The organism is Paraburkholderia phenoliruptrix (assembly GCF_902859825.1).
Classification (GTDB): Bacteria; Pseudomonadota; Gammaproteobacteria; order Burkholderiales; family Burkholderiaceae; genus Paraburkholderia; species Paraburkholderia phenoliruptrix.
Genome location: NZ_CADIKB010000027.1, coordinates 1 through 21,556 on the forward strand (window position 1 = coordinate 1; position 21,556 = coordinate 21,556).

Sequence of the window (21,556 nt, forward strand, 5' to 3'; positions counted from 1 at the left end):
TGTTTGACACGCATCGTCGCTGCTTCGGCTGGAGTCCTGTTCTGGGCTCCAGCATCTCCCTTACCTCACCTGCTCCGCGATTTTCTGATTCGCTTAATTAGTTTTCGCGCGCCGCAATACCTCACGACGTGAGCCAATCAGAATCGCCGGGTCCCTCCCCACGCGACATTGGCGGCACAAGCAGCCACGACGCATACGCTGTTACAAAAAATTCCCGCCGACGCGTTTCGTAAGACCTAAATTCCATTGCATTCATGCTGCCGGTTCCCGCCGCCAGCGTTAAGCAAGTCGTAGCCGACGCGCTGGCGGTCTCCAGCGCTCGCGGCCTGCAATGGTCCACGCGGTAGTGAGTTGGCGAGTAAAAGATGCTGAACAAGAAGCGCCGATGCTGTCGTTATGACTCATGCAAACAGGCGCAATCTCCCCACGTCGCTTAGCAACCGCCAGCATGCTATCGGTCTGCCCGTCGCAGGTCGCTTATGGAGGAGGAGTCTTCTATGTCCTGCAACAAGCATGGTCTACTTGTGTTCGGCATTCCGCTCGCCCTCGCCTTGACGGCCAGCGCGTCGGCCTCGGCCGCGCCGGTTCTGGCGTCGGGTCCGAGTCCGTTTGCCAGCTGCAACATCGGCGGGCCGGGCACCGTCTATGTGAATGCGGAGGTCGAGCCGTGGCTGGCCGTGAATCCGGCCAATCCTTCAAACCTGATTGCCGTGTGGCAGCAGGACCGCTGGTCGAACGGCGGCTCACATGGTCTCGTGGCAGCGTCTTCGTTCGACGGCGGCCATACGTGGGCCGAAACGCCCCAGCCTTTTAGCCTTTGCGCGAACGGACTGCCATATGAACGCGCGTCCGACCCGTGGGTCTCGTTTGGACCTGACGGCACCGCCTACTCCGTGTCGATCTCGTTCAACCAGTCGAACAACAATAATGCCGTAGGCGCCGCCGTATCGAACGACGGGGGCCAAACATGGAGCAACCTGAGCATTCTGATTGCGGATAACGAACCGTCGTTGCAATTCTTCAACGACAAGGAGTCGGTCACCGCGAATCCGATCAAGGCAGGCGTCGCTTATGCGGTCTGGGACCGCCTCGAACTGCCGAACGGCAATCCCTACGCGAACCTGCATACCGCGGCTTTCCGCGGACCGTCCCTATTCTCGAAGACCGTGGACGGCGGCCTCACGTGGAGCGCGCCGTCAGTCATCGTGAACGTGCCGTCGCGCCAGCAGACCATCGGCAATCAGATCGTCGTCAACTCGCAGGACGGAACACTGTATGACTTCTTCGACCTGATCAGTCCGCCCTTCTCGAAAGCGGCGGGCAAGGTCGCGTTCATCAAATCGACCGATGACGGCGCCACGTGGACCAAGCCGCAAATCATCTCCGGACTGCAGACCGTCTCCGTCACGGATCCAAACACAGGCGAACCGGTGCGCACGGGAGACATCATTCCCGAGCCGGCAATCGATCCGGCGACCGGCCAGCTCTACGTGGTCTGGCAGGATTCGCGCTTTAATGGCGGCCAGTACGACGAGATTGCGCTGTCTACCTCGACGGACGGCGGCCAGAGCTGGAGCGCCCCCGTGCGCGTCAACACGCCCTCTGGAAGGCCGGCGTTCAATCCGAGCGTGCGTGTCAACGCGGCGGGGACGGTTGCGGTCACCTACTACGACTTCCGCACCCTCCAGGCCGGCAATACGGCCACGTTGCCCACCGACTATTGGCGAACCACCTCGACGGACGGCGGCAAGACTTTCGGCGGAGAGCTGCATCTGGCGGGCTCGTTCGATCTGAAGACCGCGCCGAATGCCGAGGGCTTCTTCGTTGGCGACTATCAGGGATTGGATGCGCGCGGAACGTCATTCGTGCCGCTGTTCGTGCAGACCAACTCGGGTAACACATTAAATCGCACGGACGTGTTCGCTGCACCCTAGTCGTCGAAAATTGCGCCGCCGACGCGGCCTGATTGCCGGGAGGCTTCCGGCGATCAGGCAAGGCACGCTGAATGGCGCTTACAGATAGCTGCAGACGTAGTCGAGCGTTTCGACGACGTCGATATCAAAGCGGCTCTTGCCGGGCACCGAAAACGATTCGCCCGCGCTGTAGGTTGTCCACTCGTCGCTGCCTTCTAGGCGGATGCGGCATTGGCCTGCCTGGACTTCCATCAGCTCCGGCGCGTCCGTGCCGAAATTGAGTGTGCCCGGCAGAATGACGCCGAGCGTCTTGCGCGTGCCGTCGGCGAAGAGCACGGTATGAGAGACGCACTTGCCGTCGAAATACACGTTGGCGCGTTTGATAACGGAAACCTGGTCGAATTGCGTTGCGGCCGTCATGGCGGTGTTCCTGTGAGTCGTCGTGAAGGGATATGTGGCGCCGCGCGGCGGCTGCCTTGCTGTTCGCGGTTTGCGCCGACCGTCCCGGGATGCTTGCGGTCAGGCCCAAGCTCGCCATCATACAGGCGAGCGTGGGCGTGCAACGACCCCGGTGCTAGTGCGGCGCTCAGCCGCCCGGGCGCCAGCGTCCGGAAGCCGGGCACACGATGACGGGCTCGCCATTCAGCAGAACCTGCTCTTCTTGCCGTTGCGATGCGGGTAAGGGCGCAACGTCGAAATCGATCTGAAGCACGCGGGCGACCTCCGTATCGTCGATCGGCAGTTCCCACGTCAGGAATATCTGCACGCAATCCGGGGCCAGCGTGAAGTCGTTCGCATTGAAGCCGCTGCTGTCGCGCCGGATGACGCCATGCGGCTGGCCCGTGTCGAAGATCACGACCGTGCCGCGCGTCAACGGAATGCGCTGGCCCGTCGACGGGAAATGCACGTCAAAGCCCTCGTCCTCGGTAAGGAAGAGGTTGCAGAAGGCCGCGCAGCCATACTGCGCGGCGTCGTGGTGATACCTCGCGCCGCGGCAGGCCATCAACGCGACATCGCTGGAGGCCAGCACATCGGCGAGTCCGAGAGAGCGCGTCCAGTCGGACATCGACTGCACGCAGCGGGTGTAGTCCTCCCAGCGCACGCGCGTTCTGGCGAAAGGCATGGCCTCGACGTCGCCGGCTTCGAGATCCATCCGCGACGATGTTTCTCTCTCCCAGTCGGTGAGCACGTGACGTGGAGGCACGGGTATATCGACGACATGTGACAGCACGACGTCGCTCACGCTTCGACTGCGCAAGGCCTCGCCGGTGCAGAAATAGGAAATCAGCATGGGGTGCGCTTTCAGAGCGTCTGGAACGGGTGCTGCGTTTGCAGCAGTTGCAGCGTTTGCACCGTCCGGAGGACGAACGATCCGCGTATTGTAACGATTGCCAGCAACCGGTTTGACTGCCGCTGCACCCATTCTGGCCGCCGACGGGGGGCCAGCACTCGCGAACCCTGCGGCGCATGCTCGCCAAAGCGGATCAGTGTGTTCGACACGCGCCCGTTGTCGCGCACGCTCTCTGCCCTCTGCGATTTTGAACTGCTCAACCGCAGTTCCGTTCAGTGAGCGTGGTCGCTGCGAATGCGGTCAGCGGCGCGGCACACTCCTTCAGCAATCGTGACGGTGGGCTCGACGCGGCGAGGATCATCGCGTCGGGCGCCTTACCGCCATGGTTTCCCGCGGTGGAAATAGACGGCGCGTGGTACTGGGACGGATCGCTCGCCACGGCAGCGCCGATGCGCCATCTCGTGGCCAATGCACCCGCTGCTACGCGCACGACGATCTTGCGCGCCGACTTGTGGAGCTGTGACGGCCCGCTCGCGGACAATCTCGTCGATGTCGACATCGGAGGAAAAACATCGAGCACGCAAGCCGCGCGGCTCTTTTCAACGACGCGTTGCAAGAATCGCAGAATCTGAAATCGCTACTCGCCTACGCGCTGAGTCGTATCGACAGTTCGCAAAAACAGACGGATCCGCAATTGATCGAAGCGGCTGCGTTCGCGCAACCGAAAAACTTTCGCGTCGTCGGCATCGACTACGAGCGCTCGCAGTGCGAGGCGCACTTCAAGGACAGTCAGTTCGGCAAGACCGCCATCGACGAGCATTGGGCGAATGGGCGCCACGCTGCAGAAACGGCGTTGTCGCAGATCGACACTGCGTAGGCGCCCGGCGCAGACAGGCGGGCAGCCGCGCCGTCGCCGGCCACGCCATAGAAACGTTATGCCTGTGTATCGATCATGCCCGTGGTCTGCCCGGACTGGAGCATCAGTTGCGCCAGCTCCGCGGTGGCCATCTGAAGCGCTGCGGAGATCTGATTGACCTGGGCGGCAGCGCTCGCCGCGGAATCGGACGAGACGCCGTCGGTGCCCAATTGCGACTGCTTCGACGCGCGCGCCATCTGCTCCTCGGCTTGCGCGAGTTGTTGCTGCAACGACCTGATCAGCTGCTTGAGCCTCGTGATGGCGGTGCTTTCTGTTGAGCTACTACTGCCGCCTTGTGCCCCGCCGGCCTGGATTGCCGAACTACTCGCGCCAGTAGAGGACGCGCTCGTGCTCGAAGCGTTGCCGCTCGGGTTGGCGTTGTTGCCGACGGCGTCGGCGGAAGTGCCCACGGCGGCCGATGTTGTTTGCGCGTTGCCGGCGGCGTAATCGCCCGCAAGCGTGTTCTGGATCTGCATGGTCAAGTGATTATCCTGTGCAAGGGATCAGATGGCAAGCCATGCATTGGCTATCGGCAGATTGCGCGCGATCCTTTAGGGCGCGCAGAAAATCCGCCTGATCCGGCCGTCGAGGGGAACGAGCTCTGCTAACCTGCGAACGGAAACCAAGTATCGCCTCTGCGACAAAGAGCAGGCGTCTGGGACGCCTCGCCGCGAAGCAGTCTGAATCCCTATCTTTCACTTGCCGCGCGCTGGAGTTGCCAATTGCTTATTCGCCGACTCACCCCGTCCGATGCGCCGTCCTTCCAGACATTGCGCCTTGCAGGCCTGAAGGAGACGCCAACTTCATTCGCGTCGAGCTACGAGGAGGAAATGCATCGTACTCCTGATGACATAGCAGACCGCTTAGCTGCGAGAGACGACCGCGGCGTTTTCGGCGCATTCGAAGGTACGCGTCTCATTGGAATGGCGGGACTCGGGCGCGAGAATCTTGCGAAGCTGCGCCACAAAGCGTTTGTATGGGGCGTCTACGTCGCGGCCGATAAAAGAGGCCGTGGCGTGAGCAGGATGCTCGTCAGCGAGGTAATCGGTTTTGCCCAGTCAGTGCCGGGCATCACGCAAATCAACTTGAGCGTCAACGCATGCAACCACATTGCCATCCGGCTCTATACGTCGCTCGGCTTCAAACAGTTCGCGCTTGAACCGGCCTCCATGATTGTCGATGGAAAGCCCTACGACGAGATCCATATGTCGTTGCGCTTCGAGCGCGAGGCGGCCCCTACAAGCGACCATACGGCTGCGACAAAGCCTTCGCCGACTTGAGGAGATCTTCCAGCATCGCCGCGCGTTTCTCGGGTTCGGTATCGCGGCTCGTCATGAAGCACAGCGCCGCGACCGGAAGACCCGTGCGGTCGCGAATCGGCGCCGCCATGCACAGCCGGAAAGTATGCGACAGGCCTTCCGTGCAACAGTAACCCTCGTCCGCGGCGCGTTGCACGTCGCGAACGAAATCGTCGAATTCAATACGCCTGCCGTTGTCGAGAACGAAGTCCTCGTCCGGAATCAGGCTGCGGATTTCGTCGGCGCGCAAATGCGCGAGCAGCAAACGACCCGACGCCGTCCACGGAATCGGCACCTTCACGCCGATGTCGGAACTGATGTTGAACGGCCGCGAGCTGTTCTCCGACAACACCACCGTGTACTTGTTGCCTTCGAGCATGCACAACTGCGCGGTTTCGTCATGCGTTCGCACGAGCGCGAGAATGGCCTGATGCGCGCGGCTGATCAGATCGTTGTGAACCGCGTAGTCGGCGCCGTAGTAATGCATCTCACGGCCGAAGAACACGCTTCCGTCGGCGGTGGTTTCGAGCCAGCCTGCTTCCGTCAGCATGGTGACCAGTTCGTAAATGCTGGAACGCGGCGCGCCTGTTGCTTCGATCAACTCGCGCATCGTCATCGGCCGCCGCGCGCTATGCAATTGCTTGAGAATGCCGATGACGCGGTCGACCCCCCTGGCCCTTGTTGATTCCGGTGCAGACATTCATTGAACTCCGTCAGCGATAGGGTTCGCAGTGTAACTGTTGTGTGACGCGAGTCCGGCGTGCGGCGAGCGGTACGCCGTCAACGCTGGTTCAAAGACGGTGCGATTTCCGCCGCGGCCTCAATCAATGATCGAGCACGCGATGCAGAAACTGCCGCGTGCGCTCGTTCTGCGGATTCACGAAGATCTGCTCCGGCGCGCCCTGCTCCGCGATCACGCCTTTATCCATGAACACGACGCGGTCGGCGGTCTTGCGCGCGAAGCCCATTTCGTGTGTGACCACGACCATCGTCATCCCGTCGCGCGCCAGTCCGCGCATCACTTCCGTCACTTCGCCGACGAGCTCCGGGTCGAGCGCCGACGTGGCTTCGTCGAAGAACATGATGCCCGGCTCGACGGCGAGCGCTCTTGCAATGGCCACGCGCTGCTGCTGGCCGCCGGAGAGCTGGCTCGGATAGTGTTCCGCGCGATCGGCGAGACCGACTCTGTCGAGCGCCTCCATGCCTCGCTTGCGCGCGTCGGCAGCGCTCATTTTGCGAGCCTTGATCAACGCGAGCGTCACGTTGCCGAGCGCGGTCTTGTGCGGAAACAGATTGAACTGCTGGAACACCATGCCGACGTGTCCGCGAATTTCCTTCGCACGGCGCGCATCGTGAAGCGGGACGTCGTTGACCCACACCTCGCCGGCGTCGGCGGTTTCGAGGCCGCTCATGATGCGCAGCACCGTGCTCTTGCCGGAGCCCGACGCGCCGATCAGCACGAGCACTTCGCCCGGCCGCACGTCGAGATCGATTTCCTTCAGCACTTGAGTAGCGCCAAATGATTTGCCGACGCGGGTGAGTTTGATGATCGGCTTCGACGTAGTGACAGTGGTCATGACAGCAGGCTCCTTCTTCGGTCATGGTGGCGCACCCACTGCGACAGTGGAAAGCACACGATGAAATAAAGCACGGCAACGAGTCCATAAATTTCGACCGGTTTGCCGACCCGGTCGACAATGGCCTGCCCTCCGTGCATCAATTCCGACATGCCGATCATGCTGACAATCGACGTGTCCTTGATTAGCGACAGGTACTGGCCGATAAGCGGCGGCATCACGATCTTGCCGGTCTGCGGCAGGATCACGGAGAAGAACGTCTGCGTCTTGCTGAGGCCGAGAATCTGCGAGACTTCCCATTGGCCTTTCGGCACCGCCTCGATACCCGAGCGGAACACCTCTGCGATATAGGCGCCCTGATAGACGCTCAAACCGACGACGCCCGCTGCGAACACGTCGATTGCATAGCCGAAGTACGACACGCCGAAGTAGATGAACATCAGCGTGATGAGCACCGGCGTGCCGCGAAAGAGTTCGGTATAAAGCCGCGCCACGGTCGGCGTGCCCCACGGCCCGAACGAACGCAGCACGGCCGCAAGCAGGCCGATCAGTGTTCCGCCGACGATCGCCGCCGCCGACAGCAACAGTGTTGCCAGCAGTCCCTGAAACAGGATCGCAAGGCTCGTCATCAACAATTCGCTCGACATGTTCAATCTCCGGTTTCGGCGCTCAGGTGCGGTCGGCCTGGCGTGCGACAAGGAAGAGCCGCCGCGCGCGTTTTTTCACCTCGAGCGGCGGATGAAACATGCGCGCCCCAATCAGGCCTGCGACCCACGAAAGCACGTTGCTGAGGAACAGATAGGCGATCAGCGTGATGGTGAACGTCTGGATATAGAGCAGCGTGCGCGCGTTGATGACCGTTGCGGTTCCGCTCAATTCAGGCAGCGCAATCGCCGACAACAACGACGTGCCCAGCAGCAACTGGATCAGGTTATTGACGATTGCCGGATAAACCGCACGCGCGGCCTGCGGCAACACGACTTCCATAAAAATCTGCGAGCGCTCCAGACCTAGAATGGACGCTGCCTCGACTTGCCCGCGCGGTACCGACTGGATGCCCGCGCGAAACACCTCGGCCAGATAGGCGCCGACATTCACACCCAACGCAATCACACCCGCTGTATAAGCGTTGAGCGTAATGCCGAGCGACGGCAAGCCGAAGAACACGATAAAAATCTGCACCAGCACCGGCGTATTGCGGATCGCCTCGATATAAACACTCGCGATGCCGCGCAGCAGGCTCACGCGGGACGCACTCGCCAGTGCGGTGAGCAAGCCGAGCAGCATCGCGAGGACGAAGGCCAGCAGCGTCACCTGAAGCGTCAGCCACGACGCGCGAACGAAATCGTTCAGATAACCCGCGAGGGTGATCCATTCATAGCTCATGGTTCCTCCGTCCGTCGCGCATCACGTCGCACACATGCAGTTAGTACTGCGGATTAAGCGGAAAACGCGGCTCGGCACCGAACCACTTTTTGTAAAGCTGCGCGTTCTGCTTCGACGCATTGATGTTGAAGAGGAACAGGTTCAGATAATTGAGCCACACCTGGTCGCCCGCCTTGACGCCGAAGGCGTTGTATTCGAGCGGAACCAGCGCCTCATTCGTGACAGTGAGATCCGGATCGAGCGACGCCTGATACGCGAGGAAGTTGTTGTCCTCGATCATTGCGTCCGCCTGGCCCTGCTTGACTGCGAGGATCGCCGCCTGCGAGCTGTCGAATTCCTGAATCTTCACCTGCATATTCAGCGAACGCACTTCGTCGCCGTTCGTCGAACCCTTGACGGTCGCAATGGTGCGGTTGGCCATGTCGTTAATCGATTTGATACCGCTGCTCTTCTTGACCAGCAGCGCCTCGCTCGCCACCACGTAGGGATTGGTGAACGCAATTTCCTTCGCGCGTTCCAGGTTGCGCGTGAAGTTGCAGAACACCACGTCGACCTTGCTGGTCTGCAGGTTCGGGATGCGGTTCGCGCTCGTCGTATTCACGACTTCGAGCTTGACGCCCATCTGCTTGGCCAGTTCTTTCGCGAGATCGACGTCGTAACCGTCAGGCTGGCCGTCCTTGTTGTAGAAGCCGAACGGCGCGAACGTGAGACAGTCGCCGACTCGCAGCGTGCCGCGCTGCAAGACCTGCTTGAGCGTCGAATCCGTGCCGGCGCTCTGCTCCGGCTGCGCCACCTTGGTACAGCCCACGAGCGCGAGCAACGCCGCCACGGCGAACAAAGAGGCAAATTTTGTGCTTTCCCTGACAAATCTCATTTTCGATCCCGATCTGGTGATGGAGCTTCGTGCGTGGAAGGAACGACGATCAGCACGGTCTGCGCGGCATGCACGGTCTCCCGGACGGAAGCAATCGCGCGGCGGAGCCTGGCTGTCTGATATATCGGACTTGTGTCCGATGTGGCAGATAGCGCCCAGTGTTTCATGGGAAAAAAATGATGGCAATGGGGTATACACCGTCGGAGGCGGTCGGTGAAGCTGACGGTGCGGGACGGCCGGAGACGGCCTGACAGTGCTGGCAGCGCCTCGGTTACTCGCGTGAGCCGAGGCGGGGGTGCCTCACCCGCGCGCGCCACAGAGCGCCGCGGGCGGGGTCACGCTCGGTGACGAGGTGAAGGTGTACTGAAGCGTGAGGCGGACGAAGCTGGCGCTCTGGTGCGACTTGGCGCCGGGCAGGCGACAGGCAGCGCTGCTGCCTGTCCAGTGAAGCATGCGTCGGTTGGCGCATGCGGGCTGGAAGGAACTGCTGATGAAAACGGCGCGCATGTCTTGATGCACGCCCTCGCGGACACGCGCGACCGATCGCATCGGCCGCGCGCAATCCTATCGCCCGGCTTGCTCAGTGGTCGAGCTGCTGAATGCCGGCGAGTCGCCAGGCGTCACCGCCGCGCGCGCTGCGGACCATGTTCCACACTTCCTGGAACGGCTGGGCGGTCGGCGCATCGTCTTCGCGCATCTGGCCGTAGAAGCGCACGCTGACGAATGTTTCATCCGCTGTGCTTTGCACGCCGAGCACTTCGGCCTCCAGTTGCGGCACCTCGGTGCGATTCGGCTGGCTGCCGCGGTCTTCCAGGTCGCGCTTGAGCTGCGCGAACATCTCTGGCGTGGTCAGCTCGAACAGGTCGCCTTGCTCGTTGCGGTCCCAGGCCGTCTGAAGACGCATGAACAGGCTTTTCGCCGACACCACCAGCTCCGCCTGGTCGACCCCGAGCGGCTGCACCGGCGCACTGAATGCGCCCGCCGCGCCCGTCGGATTGGTCGCAGCGCGCTGCGTGCCGAAGAAGTGGCTGTCGGACTGCGCGTGACCCATCTGGTTCATGAACGGCGAGCCGTTGCCCTGTGAGCGGTTGGCGGCACCGTGACCATAAGCCAGATCCGGACGACGCCGATTCGCGATAAAGCGGAACAGCATCACGCCGGCCATGACGACGAGGCCGATCAGCAGCAGGTTCGACAGCATTTGCGCGAGCCCGGCGCCGAGGCCGAGCGACGACAGCAGTGCGGCAATGCCGAAGCCGGCAGCAAGACCGGCGAGCGGGCCGAGCCAGCGGTTGCGCGCGGGTGCGGCGGCCGGCGCCTGCGCGGCCTGCTGTGTCGGCTGAGCTTGTTGGCTGCGCTGCGCGGGCGCGGACGGCGACGCCATCTGCGACTGTCGCCCGATGCTCTGGCTGCCGCCCACGCGCTTCGCTTCGGCGTCGTTGGCCGAGAGCGCACCGAGCGCGAGCACTGCCGCGAGACCGAGTGCCGCCGTACCGCGCGTCAACCTGCTGGCGACACGCCGGAACTGAGTGATGGCTTGGGTATGCATATCAACCTCTCTGGATGAATCAGGGCGCCCGCCGCGCGCGTCATGTTTCGCGCGCGAATTTCTTACGGACGGTAATGTTCTTCGGTCATCGACGCTGCCGCCGGCCTGCCGGCAAATTTCAATGTCCGACCTATGAGCCTTCAATCTAGCCGAACTCTCGACGACGGAAAATTCGTATTTTTATTGATGATCCTTCGTGAAAATCGTAACGTTAATGAATCGACGGAGGACGCGTGAATTTCAAGCATCTCTATTACTTCTGGGTCGCGGCACACGCGGGCGGGATTGTGCGCGCGGGCGAGCAACTGCACGTCACGCCGCAAACGCTGAGCGGTCAAATCAAGCTGCTGGAGGAAGCGCTGGATAAGAAGCTCTTCAAAAAGAGCGGCCGCACGCTTGAACTCACCGATGCCGGGCGGCTCGCGCTCGACTACGCGGACGAGATTTTTTCGCTCGGCTCAGAACTGGAAAGCGCGGTGCGCCGGGAGCAGGAGGTGGGCACGCAATCGCGGTTTCGCGTGGGTATTGCCGACTCGGTCCCGAAGGCGATTGCGTACCGGCTGCTGGAGCCCGCGCTGAGCGCGCCGGTTTCACTGCGCGTGATCTGCCACGAGGGCAAGCTGCACGCGCTGCTCGCACAACTAGCGGTGCATCGCCTCGACCTGATCATCGCGGATGCGCCCATTCCCGCGGACGTCAACATCAAGGCGTTCAATCACCGGCTCGGCCGTTCCACGCTGAGCTGCTTCGGCGCGGCGTCGCTGCTGCAGGGCGTGCGCAAGCGCTTCCCGATGTCGCTCGGGCAGTTGCCGCTGCTCTTGCCGGGCACCGAGTCGGCGGTGCGCCGCAAGCTGGACCACTGGCTCGCGTCGCGCGCCATTTCACCGCGCATCGTCGGCGAATTCGACGACGGTGCGATGGCGCTCGCGTTCGGCCGCGAAGGACGCGGCCTGCTGTTCGCGCCGACCGTGCTCGAAAATCAGCTCCACGCAGAGCACAAACTGACGACCGTCGGCCAGATCAACACGATTGTTGAGGAGTTCTTCGCAATCTCGATCGAACGGCGCATCAGCCATCCGGCTGTGGCGATGATCATCGACGCCGCGCGCAGCGAGCTCTTCAACGCGTAGGCCGTTGTGCTTCGCTTCACAAGCGAAAAAAAGCCACTCGCAAGGAGTGGCTTTCAGATATTTGGTGGGCCTCCCGTGAGTCGAACACGGCACCAACGGATTATGCTAACCAGCTACGGCTTTCGCCGCCCCTTTCGGGTTTGTGGTCTGGACTGTCTCTTGTCTTTACGACCTGCCCGTTCAGTCTCTACACGTTCTCTCGAAGAGAGCTTCGCTCGGGATTGCCACGCCGCATGACAGCAGAGGTTTCCCCGAATTTGAGCAGTTCTACCAGGGGGCAGAGCTAACTTACCCCAAGGCAACCCATTCATGACTCACCATGCCGAGCCGCATGGTTTAGGTGAGTCTTTGCTAAGTCCGCTGCTCTAACCAAGCATGAGCTAGAGGCCCTGAGAACTCGAGATTTTACCGTATCTCGACACGATTAATTCAGGACGATCAACGAAAGGACCTGCGCAGAGCGGACCGCTTCGCCGAATGGCCGCCATACTACACGAAAAAGGGGCCTCCGCAATCGCTTCGCCTGCTTGGCGAAACGGCCGGGAGGCCCCTTTGAATCGCTGCCGGCGTACGCTGCTTCACGTGCCGCCGAAACCGCTCTGGTTACCGCGCCGATTAGTTCCCTTCGAGGAACGACTTCAGCTTGTCCGAGCGGCTCGGATGACGCAGCTTGCGCAGCGCCTTCGCCTCGATCTGGCGGATCCGCTCACGCGTCACGTCAAACTGCTTGCCGACTTCTTCAAGCGTGTGATCGGTGCTCATTTCGATACCGAAGCGCATGCGCAACACCTTCGCTTCGCGCGGCGTCAACGAATCGAGCACGTCCTTCACGACGTCGCGCATGCTGGCGTGCAACGCGGCGTCTGCGGGCGCGACCGTATTCGTGTCTTCGATGAAGTCGCCGAGATGCGAATCGTCGTCGTCGCCGATCGGCGTTTCCATGGAGATCGGCTCCTTCGCGATCTTCATGATCTTGCGGATCTTGTCTTCCGGCATTTCCATCTTCTCGGCGAGCGTTGCCGGATCCGGCTCGAGGCCGGTTTCCTGCAGAATCTGACGCGAGATGCGGTTCATCTTGTTGATCGTTTCGATCATGTGAACCGGAATACGGATGGTGCGCGCCTGGTCCGCGATCGAACGCGTAATGGCCTGGCGGATCCACCATGTTGCATACGTGGAGAACTTGTAGCCGCGACGGTATTCGAACTTGTCCACCGCCTTCATCAGGCCGATGTTGCCTTCCTGAATCAGGTCGAGGAACTGCAAACCGCGGTTCGTGTACTTCTTCGCAATCGAAATCACGAGACGCAGGTTCGCCTCGGTCATTTCGCGCTTGGCCTGACGCGCCTTCAGTTCGCCGGCCGCCATCTGACGGTTGGTTTCCTTCAGGTCCTTCAGCGGCAGCACCACGCGCGCCTGCAAATCCAGCAGACGCTGTTGCTGCTCGCGAATGGCCGGAATGTTCCGCGTGAGGATCGCGCTGTACGAATGACCTTCGGCGACGATCTTGTCGGCCCACTCCAGGTCCGTTTCGCTACCCGGAAAACGCGCGATGAATTCCGCGCGCGGCATCCCGCACTTGTCGACCACCGTATGCAGAATCTGACGCTCGACCTGACGCACCTCGTCCACTTGCGCACGCAGCGTGTCGCACAGACGCTCGACAGTGCGCGCGGTGAAGCGAATGGTCATCAGCTCGTTCTGGATGGTTTCCTGCGCCTTCAGATACGACTTGGACTTGTAGCCTTCCTTCTCGAACGCGCGACGCATCTTGTCGAACCATTCGCTGATCAGGGCGAATTTTTCGAGGGACGCACGCTTGAGCGCTTCCATTTGCGCCGCGTTGGCCGTGGCCTGCGCCGTGCCGTCGTCTTCTTCCTCGTCCTCTTCGTCCTCTTCCTCTTCGTCCTCGTCTTCGCTTTCGATCGCTTCCGCTTCCTGCACGGAGAAGCCGTCGGCGTCTTCCGCGTCGGCGTCGATCAGGCCGTCGACCAGTTCGTCGATGCGGATTTCCTCGTTCGCGACGCGCTCGGCCATGGCCAGAATGTCGGCGATCGTGGTCGGGCACGCGGAGATGGCCATGACCATGTGCTTCAGGCCGTCTTCGATCCGCTTGGCGATTTCGATTTCGCCTTCGCGCGTGAGCAGCTCGACCGTGCCCATTTCGCGCATGTACATGCGCACGGGGTCGGTCGTGCGGCCGAATTCGGAGTCGACGGTGGACAGCGCGACTTCGGCTTCCTCTTCCACTTCGTCGTCGGACGAAGCGGCGGGCGCGTTGTCGTTCAGCAGCAGCGTTTCAGCGTCCGGGGCCTGCTCGTAGACCGCCACGCCCATGTCGTTGAACGTGCTGATAATGCCTTCGATCGCCTCGGTCTCGGTAAAGTTGTCCGGCAGGTGATCGTTGATTTCGGCGTACGTGAGAAAGCCGCGCTCCTTGCCGAGCTTGATGAGCGCGCGGAGTTTCGAACGGCGCTCCTCGAGTTCCTCGACCGTGCCGGGCTGCGACGACGAAAACGCGTCTTTCAGCAGCGCCTTTTCCTTGGCGCGACGGTCGCGTGCCCTGGCCTTTTCCACTTTGCCGGAAGCGGCCACAGGGGTTTCTTCGCTCTGGGTTGCGTCGTCATCGACGGGTACTTCATTCAGCTTTTTCGTCATGGAGTTCGCCGTACCGGCTGTAGTCTCGACTCGCGGCTGGTGGACAACAGCCGGTTGAACCGTGGATACTGGAGTCTCGCGCACTGCCGCATCGTCCTGCGCGACAGCCGCTTCCCTTGCGCTTCTGACACCCGGCCGCCTCTCAACCGGAGGTGGTACGGCTTGCGCCGACTTCTCCACCGCCTTTGCCACTCCTGTTGGCGCCGCTCGCGCGGCCGAAGTGGTCGAGGACTTCTTCCCGGCAGCCGGGGTAACGCTGGCAGCAGACGCTTTCCGGGCGGAAGAAACTAACTTGGCCGAGGTGACCTTTCCGGTCTGCTCCGTGGAGCGTGGGCCTGTTTTGCTCTTTCCGCCTGTCGTCTTTGCCATCGCATCGCCTTTTCGCCTTTGCTAGGAAAACCCTTTGAAAAACAAACCGCTGGAAACCTTTTATTATACCACTCAGGTTTCTGCGCCTCCGTCTACAAGCCGAGCTGGCGCTTCATGTCAGCCCGCTTCCGATTGAGCTCCGCGAGTTCCGCGAACTCCTCCGGCGTATGCCGGGATTGCCGCGAAAGCTGCTCGAGACGATCGCAATAAGCGTCATAACGCATCTTCAGAATCGCCGCTTTCAGTTCCTCTCCGACAATCCTTTCCTGCTCGCGCCGCTCCTCGATGACGGTCGCATCTTCCGGGTCCTTCAGCAACAAATCCCGGACATTTTCATCATAGTCCAGAATTTTGCGAAAGATTTCCTCGAAAGTTGGGGCGTTTGCCCCGTTTCGCAATAGGTCGGAGAGCAACTGGAACTCCGCCGACTCGCCAAGTGCGCGCGCGTGCGTGGTCACTTCCTCGAACAGTTCGCCGTGCCGCGTCACGGTGAGGAGCGCCTGTTCCGCTTCTTCGTCCAGCACGGCGACGGTGCGCGGATACATCACAAGATTGCGCAGCGTCTTTTCCTCGATGCCGGTCACGCTCCGCCGGTCCTTGCGCGCCGGGGCCGAGCGGGCGGCCGCCGCAATGCGCGCATCGACCTCGCAGAGCGCGGCCACCTCGTCGAACGGCACGTCCAGCCGGTCGGCGAACATATGCATGATCTGCGCTCGCAGCGCATTGGCCGGCAGCGCCTGCAAGAGCGGCTTGGCGTCGAACAACGCGCGCGCCTTGCCTTCCGGCTGGTCCAGTTCCTTGCCGGCGAGCACCTCGTTCAGCATGAACTGCGACAGCGGCATGGCGCGCTCGACCTGCTCGGCGAACGCCTCCGTGCCGAATTCGCGCACATAGCTGTCCGGGTCGTGCTCCGCGGGCAGAAACAGGAAGCGGATGGTCCGGTTGTCCGCCGCGTGCGGCAAACAGGCGTCCAACGCGCGCCGCGCGGCGCGCCGGCCGGCCGAGTCGCCGTCGAAACTGAAAATGACCGTGTCGGTCTGGCGCATCAGTTTCTGCACATGGACCGGCGTGCAGGCCGTGCCGAGCGTGGCGACCGCGTTCTGGAACCCCAATTGGGCCAGCGCGACCACGTCCATATAGCCTTCGACGACGAGCACATAGCCCTGTTCCCGAATCGCGAGCCGCGCCTCGAAGAGCCCGTACAGTTCGCTGCCTTTGTTAAATAGCGGCGTTTCCGGCGAATTCAAATATTTCGGCTCGCCGCCGTCCAGCACGCGGCCGCCGAAGCCGATGACCTGTCCCTTTACATTGCGTATCGGGAACATGATCCGCTCGCGAAAGCGGTCGTAGCGTCGGTTCTGGCCCTGCCCGTCCGCTTTTTCGCTGACGATCACAAGACCTGATTCGACCAGCGAGTCGTCCCGATAGTTCGGAAAAGCGGCCTCGAGGTTCTGCCAGCCGTCGGGCGCGTAGCCGAGGCCGAAACGCGCCGCGATCTCGCCCGTCAGACCGCGTTTTTTCAGATACTGAATCGCGCCCGGTGCCTCGCGCAGCTGCTTGCGATAGTAGTCGCAGGCCGTCTGCATCACGTCGGAGAGCGCCGTGGTAACCGCCTTCGAAGCCGCCGGGGAATAGCCGCCGCCTGCGCCGCCTCCATAGCCGGGCGAAGGCTCGTTCGGCACCGTCAGGCCAACTGACTGCGCGAGTTCGTTGACAGCCTCGGGAAATGACGCGCCGACGTGTTCCATCAGGAAGCCGATCGCCGTCCCATGGGCGCCGCAGCCGAAGCAGTGATAGAACTGCTTGGTCGGACTGACCGTGAACGACGGGCTTTTCTCGTTATGGAACGGGCAGAGCCCCATGAAGTTCGCGCCGCCCTTTTTCAACTGCACATACCGGCCCACCACGTCGACGATATCGACGCGGTTGAGCAGGTCCTGCAGGAATGACGGAGGAATCACGGTAAATGACGCTGCCTGAAGGACTCAACGCCGCGCGCCGCCGTCTATGGCGGGCACGCGGACCGGACGGACGAATCGCGCGCTATTTGGCGAGCGCGGCTTTGACCTGCGCGGAAACCGCCGTCATGTCAGCGCGACCGGCGAGTTTCGGCTTCAGCACGCCCATCACCTTGCCCATGTCCTGCGGACCGGCCGCGCCGGTTTGCGCGACGGCGGCCTGTACTTCGGCCAAGACTTCCGCGTCGGACATCTGCTCGGGCATATACGTGGAAAGAATGGCGAGCTCGGCCTTTTCCTTGTCCGCGAGATCCGTGCGGCCCGCGCCTTCGAACTGGCTGATCGAGTCCTTGCGCTGCTTGATCATCTTGTCGACGACGGCGGTCACCGCGGCGTCGTCGAGAGTGACGCGCTCGTCGACTTCACGTTGCTTGATCGCGGCGAGCAAGAGCCGGATCGTGCCAAGACGCTCGGTCTCGCGTGCGCGCATGGCGGCTTTCATATCGTCGTTGATCCGGTCTTTGAGGCTCATCACTCACCTGAATGCGTTGAAAGTTGAGAACCGGCCGCGTCGGCCCACACATCAGCATGCGCATGAACACAAACACCCGCTTGGGACGGCTTCCTCAAGCGGGTTGGCGCAATATGCGTAGTGGATGCGACCCTGCCGGGTGGTCTGAAAAGACCGTGTTTCCGGTGACAGTACCCGTTGTACCGTCACCGGTTGGATGCCGCTACCCGTTGGCCCGGAACGGCGGCAACACCAGAATCAGTAGAACTTCTTGGGCAGCATCTGACTGCGCAGACGCTTGAAATGACGCTTGACCGCGGCTGCCTTCTTGCGCTTGCGTTCAGCTGTAGGCTTTTCGTAAAACTCGCGCGCACGAAGTTCAGTCAGCAAGCCGTTTTTCTCCATGGTGCGCTTGAAACGGCGCATGGCGACTTCAAACGGCTCGTTGTCTTTTACGCGGATGGTCGTCATTTTTCAATAACGGAACTTTGTAAAGGTTCAGGAGTATAGCAGAGCTTTTACACAAAGCCACTGCGCCGTCAAGCCCCACGGGCATACTCGGCGGCGGCCTGGCCGGCCGCCACGCCCGACGCCCAGGCCCACTGAAAATTGTAGCCGCCGAGCCAGCCGGTCACGTCCACCGCCTCGCCGATAAAGTACAGGCCCGGCGCGCGGGCGCTCATCATGGTCGCCGACGAAAGATCGCGCGTGTCCACGCCGCCGCGCGTCACTTCGGCCTTGCGGTAGCCTTCGGTGCCGTTCGGCGTGAGCGTCCAGCGCGACAGCGCCTCGCCGATACGCCGCAGCGACTTGTCCGGCAGATCCGCCACGCGCGCCTCCGCGGGAATCTCGTGGGTCTCGAGCCACACGTGCGCGAGCCGCTGCGGCACCCATTCCGACAACAGATTCGCGATCTGCCGGCGCGTTCCGGTCTTCGCCTCGAGCAGCGCGGCAGCGGCGTCCCGGTTCGGCAGCAAATCGATGTGAATCGGCTCGCCCGGCTGCCAGTAGCTCGAGATCTGCAGCACGCCGGGCCCGGACAGGCCGCGGTGGGTGAGCAGCAGATCTTCTTCGAATTCGGCGCCGGTCTTTTTGTTGCCGGTCGCGATCCGCACCTCCAGCGACACGCCCGAGAGCGCCGAAAACGGCTCCCAGTCGGCGGCGGCAAACGTCAGCGGGACGAGCGCCGGGCGCGTGTCGATCAGCTTGTGGCCGAACTGCTTCGCGAGACGGAACGCGAAATCCGTCGCGCCGATTTTCGGAATCGACAAGCCGCCGGTGGCGACGACGAGCGCCCGCGCCGCAATCGGACCGGCATTCGTGTCGAGCGTGAAGCGGCCTTCCGCGTCCTGCCTCACCTCCTGGACGGACAACGGCGTGCGCCAGGCGACGCGCCCCGCGTCGCACTCGTTCTTCAGCACATTGATGACCGCGTCGCTCGATTCGTTGCAGAACAGCTGCCCTTTGTGCTTCTCATGCCAGGTCACATGATGGCGCTTGAGCAAGGCCATGAAGTCGCGCGGCGTGTAGCGGGCGAGCGCCGAGCGGCAAAAATGCGGATTCGCCGACAAATAATTACCGGGGCCCGCATACAGATTCGTGAAGTTGCAGCGGCCCCCGCCGGAAATGCGGATCTTTTCCGCGAGACGCTGCGAGTGGTCGATCAGCACCACGCGCCGGCCCAATTGTCCGGCCACGGCCGCACACATCATGCCGGCCGCGCCTGCGCCGATCACCGCGATATCGAAAGATTCCATGGGGCCGCATTGTACCTGCGTGTCTGCGAGGGCTTGGCCGCGCTGCTATACTTTCAGGCTTATCTTTTTGCGTTTCCGGGCTGCTCGGCAGAGCCTGCCAAACCCATCTCACATGCTCGTTCTCGGCATCGAAAGCTCCTGCGACGAAACCGGCCTCGCGCTCTACGACACGGAGCGTGGCCTGCTCGCGCACGCGCTGCATTCGCAAATCGCCATGCACCGCGAGTACGGCGGCGTCGTGCCCGAACTGGCCTCGCGCGACCATATCCGGCGCGCGCTGCCCTTGCTCGAAGAAGTGATGCAGCGCGCGGGCGCCGCACGCGCCGACATCGACGCCATTGCCTATACGCAAGGCCCGGGGCTCGCGGGCGCGCTGCTGGTCGGCGCGAGCGTGGCGAATTCGCTCGCCATGGCGTGGGACAAGCCGACCATCGGCATCCATCATCTCGAAGGACACTTGCTGTCGCCGCTGCTCGTCAACGAGCCGCCGCCGTTTCCGTTCGTGGCGCTGCTGGTGTCGGGCGGCCATACGCAGCTCATGCGCGTGACCGACGTGGGCGTGTACGAAACGCTCGGCGAAACGCTCGACGACGCCGCCGGCGAAGCCTTCGACAAAACCGCCAAGCTGCTCGGCCTCGGCTATCCGGGCGGGCCGGAAGTTTCGCGCATGGCGGAGTTCGGCACGCCGGGCGCGGTGGTCCTGCCGCGGCCCATGCTGCATTCCGGCGACCTCGATTTCAGCTTCAGCGGCCTGAAGACCGCCGTGCTCACGCACGCCAAAAAGCTCGGCGGCGCCAACATCTGCGAGCAGGCGAAGGCGGATCTGGCACGCGGTTTCGTCGACGCAGCCGTCGACGTGCTGGCCACCAAGTCGCTGGCCGCGCTCAAGCGCACGAAGCTGAACCGGCTCGTGGTCGCTGGGGGTGTGGGCGCGAACCGGCAATTGCGTGAGGCGCTTTCGGCGGCGGCGCACAAGCGCAACTTCTATGTGCACTACCCGGATCTGTCGCTGTGCACGGACAACGGCGCCATGATCGCGCTGGCCGGCGCATTGCGGCTGCAGCGTTGGCCAGAGCAATCGGGCAAAGACTACGCTTTTACGGTTAAGCCGCGCTGGGATCTGACATCGCTTGCGCGGTAGGCTTCGGATAAAGCTTCGGATAAAGCGTCGGATTACGCGCCACGATCTGACAGCCGAACAAACAAAAGCCGCTCGAAAGAGCGGCTTTTTCATGAGGTCCTTCTGACGTTCGTGATCTGATCCGTCGCTGCAGGGAACCGACTGCGGGCTTCAGACCCCGCGCTTGTCGCGCTCGATCACGGCATAGGCGCTGTGATTGTGGATCGACTCGAAGTTTTCCGCCTCCAGCACATACGCGACGATCCGCTCGTCCGCGTTCAGACGCTGTGCAACGTCGCGCACCAGGTCCTCGACGAATTTCGGATTTTCGTAGGCGCGCTCGGTCACGAACTTCTCATCCGGACGCTTGAGCAGGCCCCACAGTTCGCACGACGCTTCTTCCTCGGCGATACGGATCAGGTCTTCCACCGCGATCTCGCCCGCCAGTTCCGCGTTGATCGTGACGTGCGAGCGCTGGTTGTGCGCGCCGTACTGCGAGATCTTCTTCGAACACGGGCAGAGGCTCGTGACCGGCACCATCACTTTGAGGAACAGGCGCGTCGCGCCATTGCGTGTCTCGCCGCTCAGCGTGACCTCGTAGTCGAGCAGGCTTTGCACGCCCGACACGGGCGCCGTCTTGTTCACGAAGTAGGGGAACGACACTTCGATGCGGCCCGCCTCTGCCTCGAGTTTTTCGAGCATGGCGGCGAGCATCGCGCGGAAGGTGGCCGGTTCGAGCGGCGCCTTGTTTTCTTCGAGCAACGCAACGAAGCGCGACATGTGCGTGCCTTTCTGATCGGCAGGCAAATGCACGTCGAGATTCCACGTGCCGACCGTCGGCTGCACGTCGCCGCTGGATGTACGCACCGTCAGCGGATGGCGCACCGCCTTGACGCCAACCCGCTGAATCGGAATCTGTCGGGTATCAGGCGTGCTTTGCACGTCGGGCATCACAAAGGCGGGATTCATCTGATTCATGTTGTTGTCCTTTCAGGAAGACGCCGGCCCGCTCCCCAGTGGTTCGCTTCACGGGAGTTTCGCTGAAAGAGGAAACTTGCCCCGTTAGACGAACGCCCGATTGACGGCGTTCGCGAAGCGACGGGTTCGGGAGGCGCCAGTTGCCGCGCGAAGCAGAAATCGCAACGGCAAACGCCGGCCCCTGCCGGCGTTCCATGGTGGGCACAGCCCACCGGGTCACTTGTAATTTCCCTCGCCGCCCGCGCCGTTTATCGCGAGCCGCGCCGCGTTG

General features: G+C 62.3%; 21 protein-coding genes. 6 read left to right on the top strand and 15 right to left on the bottom strand.

Annotated features, from left to right (window positions below; translation table 11 throughout):
- Positions 1-497 precede the first annotated feature (497 nt).
- On the top strand, positions 498-1,934 hold the full coding sequence (locus tag HV711_RS22835) for a sialidase family protein (RefSeq protein ID WP_035478950.1): 1,437 nt from the start codon (positions 498-500) through the stop codon (positions 1,932-1,934).
- Between the two features lie 78 nt (positions 1,935-2,012).
- Here the strand turns inward: HV711_RS22835 and ppnP are convergent, their stop codons facing one another.
- Positions 2,013-2,333, bottom strand: coding sequence for a pyrimidine/purine nucleoside phosphorylase (gene ppnP / locus HV711_RS22840; protein ID WP_013591446.1), 321 nt, complete (start codon positions 2,331-2,333; stop codon positions 2,013-2,015).
- 166 nt (positions 2,334-2,499) lie between these two features.
- Positions 2,500-3,204 carry a hypothetical protein gene (locus HV711_RS22845; RefSeq protein ID WP_035478951.1) on the bottom strand — a complete coding sequence of 235 codons (705 nt, stop codon included), beginning with the start codon at positions 3,202-3,204 and terminating at the stop codon, positions 2,500-2,502.
- Positions 3,205-3,479: 275 nt separating this feature from the next.
- Here HV711_RS22845 and HV711_RS22850 point away from each other — a divergent pair, with 275 nt between their 5' ends.
- Both HV711_RS22850 and HV711_RS22855 read left to right on the top strand, forming a co-directional pair.
- Positions 3,480-3,836: a patatin-like phospholipase family protein gene (locus HV711_RS22850; protein ID WP_028362111.1), complete on the top strand. Its 357-nt coding sequence runs from the start codon at positions 3,480-3,482 to the stop codon at positions 3,834-3,836.
- Positions 3,815-4,081: a DUF3734 domain-containing protein gene (locus HV711_RS22855; RefSeq protein ID WP_051224003.1), complete on the top strand. Its 267-nt coding sequence runs from the start codon at positions 3,815-3,817 to the stop codon at positions 4,079-4,081. Before HV711_RS22850 ends, HV711_RS22855 begins: the two co-directional genes overlap by 22 nt.
- A 56-nt stretch (positions 4,082-4,137) precedes the next feature.
- Here HV711_RS22855 and HV711_RS22860 read toward each other — a convergent pair whose 3' ends face one another.
- Positions 4,138-4,596 (bottom strand): hypothetical protein, encoded by a 459-nt coding sequence (locus HV711_RS22860; RefSeq protein WP_014972796.1) that lies wholly within the window; start codon positions 4,594-4,596, stop codon positions 4,138-4,140.
- 246 nt (positions 4,597-4,842) lie between these two features.
- On the opposite strand from HV711_RS22860, the gene HV711_RS22865 reads away from it, so the two are divergent.
- Complete coding sequence (locus HV711_RS22865; protein WP_051224004.1) at positions 4,843-5,400, top strand: GNAT family N-acetyltransferase; 558 nt, start codon at positions 4,843-4,845, stop codon at positions 5,398-5,400.
- On the opposite strand, the gene HV711_RS22870 is transcribed toward HV711_RS22865, so the two are convergent.
- From HV711_RS22870 to HV711_RS22895, 6 genes are all read right to left on the bottom strand, one after another.
- Positions 5,357-6,118, bottom strand: a complete 762-nt coding sequence (locus tag HV711_RS22870) for an IclR family transcriptional regulator (RefSeq protein ID WP_013591442.1) — start codon at positions 6,116-6,118, stop codon at positions 5,357-5,359. The genes HV711_RS22865 and HV711_RS22870 overlap by 44 nt on opposite strands.
- A 124-nt stretch (positions 6,119-6,242) precedes the next feature.
- On the bottom strand, positions 6,243-6,995 hold the full coding sequence (locus HV711_RS22875; protein WP_013591441.1) for an amino acid ABC transporter ATP-binding protein: 753 nt from the start codon (positions 6,993-6,995) through the stop codon (positions 6,243-6,245).
- Positions 6,992-7,642 carry an amino acid ABC transporter permease gene (locus HV711_RS22880; protein ID WP_013591440.1) on the bottom strand — a complete coding sequence of 217 codons (651 nt, stop codon included), beginning with the start codon at positions 7,640-7,642 and terminating at the stop codon, positions 6,992-6,994. The genes HV711_RS22875 and HV711_RS22880 overlap by 4 nt, the downstream gene beginning before the upstream one ends.
- Before the next feature lie 22 nt (positions 7,643-7,664).
- On the bottom strand, positions 7,665-8,381 hold the full coding sequence (locus HV711_RS22885; protein WP_035478952.1) for an amino acid ABC transporter permease: 717 nt from the start codon (positions 8,379-8,381) through the stop codon (positions 7,665-7,667).
- Positions 8,382-8,421: 40 nt separating this feature from the next.
- On the bottom strand, positions 8,422-9,255 hold the full coding sequence (locus HV711_RS22890; RefSeq protein WP_028362115.1) for an ABC transporter substrate-binding protein: 834 nt from the start codon (positions 9,253-9,255) through the stop codon (positions 8,422-8,424).
- 580 nt (positions 9,256-9,835) lie between these two features.
- Positions 9,836-10,804: a Tim44 domain-containing protein gene (locus HV711_RS22895; protein WP_035478953.1), complete on the bottom strand. Its 969-nt coding sequence runs from the start codon at positions 10,802-10,804 to the stop codon at positions 9,836-9,838.
- 233 nt (positions 10,805-11,037) lie between these two features.
- Between HV711_RS22895 and nhaR the strand changes: the two genes are divergently transcribed.
- Positions 11,038-11,934, top strand: coding sequence for a transcriptional activator NhaR (gene nhaR, locus HV711_RS22900; protein ID WP_014972792.1), 897 nt, complete (start codon positions 11,038-11,040; stop codon positions 11,932-11,934).
- A 615-nt stretch (positions 11,935-12,549) separates the two neighbouring features.
- Here nhaR and rpoD read toward each other — a convergent pair.
- The 5 genes from rpoD to HV711_RS22925 form a co-directional block, all read right to left on the bottom strand.
- Positions 12,550-14,961 (bottom strand): RNA polymerase sigma factor RpoD, encoded by a 2,412-nt coding sequence (gene rpoD / locus HV711_RS22905; protein ID WP_082201416.1) that lies wholly within the window; start codon positions 14,959-14,961, stop codon positions 12,550-12,552.
- Between the two features lie 92 nt (positions 14,962-15,053).
- On the bottom strand, positions 15,054-16,922 hold the full coding sequence (dnaG, locus tag HV711_RS22910; RefSeq protein ID WP_035478954.1) for a DNA primase: 1,869 nt from the start codon (positions 16,920-16,922) through the stop codon (positions 15,054-15,056).
- Positions 16,923-17,004: 82 nt separating this feature from the next.
- Positions 17,005-17,451 carry a GatB/YqeY domain-containing protein gene (locus HV711_RS22915; RefSeq protein WP_035478955.1) on the bottom strand — a complete coding sequence of 149 codons (447 nt, stop codon included), beginning with the start codon at positions 17,449-17,451 and terminating at the stop codon, positions 17,005-17,007.
- A 237-nt stretch (positions 17,452-17,688) separates the two neighbouring features.
- Positions 17,689-17,901, bottom strand: a complete 213-nt coding sequence (gene rpsU, locus HV711_RS22920) for a 30S ribosomal protein S21 (RefSeq protein WP_013342001.1) — start codon at positions 17,899-17,901, stop codon at positions 17,689-17,691.
- Positions 17,902-17,969: 68 nt separating this feature from the next.
- A complete protein-coding gene (locus HV711_RS22925) occupies positions 17,970-19,187 on the bottom strand; it encodes a BaiN/RdsA family NAD(P)/FAD-dependent oxidoreductase (protein WP_035478956.1) in 1,218 nt (405 codons plus the stop codon).
- Positions 19,188-19,299: 112 nt separating this feature from the next.
- Here HV711_RS22925 and tsaD point away from each other — a divergent pair, with 112 nt between their 5' ends.
- On the top strand, positions 19,300-20,328 hold the full coding sequence (tsaD, locus tag HV711_RS22930) for a tRNA (adenosine(37)-N6)-threonylcarbamoyltransferase complex transferase subunit TsaD (RefSeq protein ID WP_014972787.1): 1,029 nt from the start codon (positions 19,300-19,302) through the stop codon (positions 20,326-20,328).
- 150 nt (positions 20,329-20,478) lie between these two features.
- Here the strand turns inward: tsaD and folE2 are convergent, their stop codons facing one another.
- Positions 20,479-21,285: a GTP cyclohydrolase FolE2 gene (gene folE2 / locus HV711_RS22935; RefSeq protein ID WP_028362121.1), complete on the bottom strand. Its 807-nt coding sequence runs from the start codon at positions 21,283-21,285 to the stop codon at positions 20,479-20,481.
- Between the last annotated feature and the right edge of the window lie 271 nt (positions 21,286-21,556).

Coding starts and splice junctions, on each gene's coding strand:
- HV711_RS22880 (WP_013591440.1), bottom strand. CDS start 7,642: ATGTCGAGCGAATTGTTGATGACGAGCCTTGCGATCCTGTTTCAGGGA.
- HV711_RS22890 (WP_028362115.1), bottom strand. CDS start 9,255: ATGAGATTTGTCAGGGAAAGCACAAAATTTGCCTCTTTGTTCGCCGTG.
- HV711_RS22835 (WP_035478950.1), top strand. CDS start 498: ATGTCCTGCAACAAGCATGGTCTACTTGTGTTCGGCATTCCGCTCGCC.
- HV711_RS22885 (WP_035478952.1), bottom strand. CDS start 8,381: ATGAGCTATGAATGGATCACCCTCGCGGGTTATCTGAACGATTTCGTT.
- folE2 (WP_028362121.1), bottom strand. CDS start 21,285: ATGAATCAGATGAATCCCGCCTTTGTGATGCCCGACGTGCAAAGCACG.
- HV711_RS22895 (WP_035478953.1), bottom strand. CDS start 10,804: ATGCATACCCAAGCCATCACTCAGTTCCGGCGTGTCGCCAGCAGGTTG.
- HV711_RS22870 (WP_013591442.1), bottom strand. CDS start 6,118: ATGTCTGCACCGGAATCAACAAGGGCCAGGGGGGTCGACCGCGTCATC.
- HV711_RS22860 (WP_014972796.1), bottom strand. CDS start 4,596: ATGCAGATCCAGAACACGCTTGCGGGCGATTACGCCGCCGGCAACGCG.
- HV711_RS22915 (WP_035478955.1), bottom strand. CDS start 17,451: ATGAGCCTCAAAGACCGGATCAACGACGATATGAAAGCCGCCATGCGC.
- rpoD (WP_082201416.1), bottom strand. CDS start 14,961: ATGGCAAAGACGACAGGCGGAAAGAGCAAAACAGGCCCACGCTCCACG.
- HV711_RS22845 (WP_035478951.1), bottom strand. CDS start 3,204: ATGCTGATTTCCTATTTCTGCACCGGCGAGGCCTTGCGCAGTCGAAGC.
- HV711_RS22925 (WP_035478956.1), bottom strand. CDS start 19,187: ATGGAATCTTTCGATATCGCGGTGATCGGCGCAGGCGCGGCCGGCATG.
- ppnP (WP_013591446.1), bottom strand. CDS start 2,333: ATGACGGCCGCAACGCAATTCGACCAGGTTTCCGTTATCAAACGCGCC.
- tsaD (WP_014972787.1), top strand. CDS start 19,300: ATGCTCGTTCTCGGCATCGAAAGCTCCTGCGACGAAACCGGCCTCGCG.
- HV711_RS22875 (WP_013591441.1), bottom strand. CDS start 6,995: ATGACCACTGTCACTACGTCGAAGCCGATCATCAAACTCACCCGCGTC.
- rpsU (WP_013342001.1), bottom strand. CDS start 17,901: ATGACGACCATCCGCGTAAAAGACAACGAGCCGTTTGAAGTCGCCATG.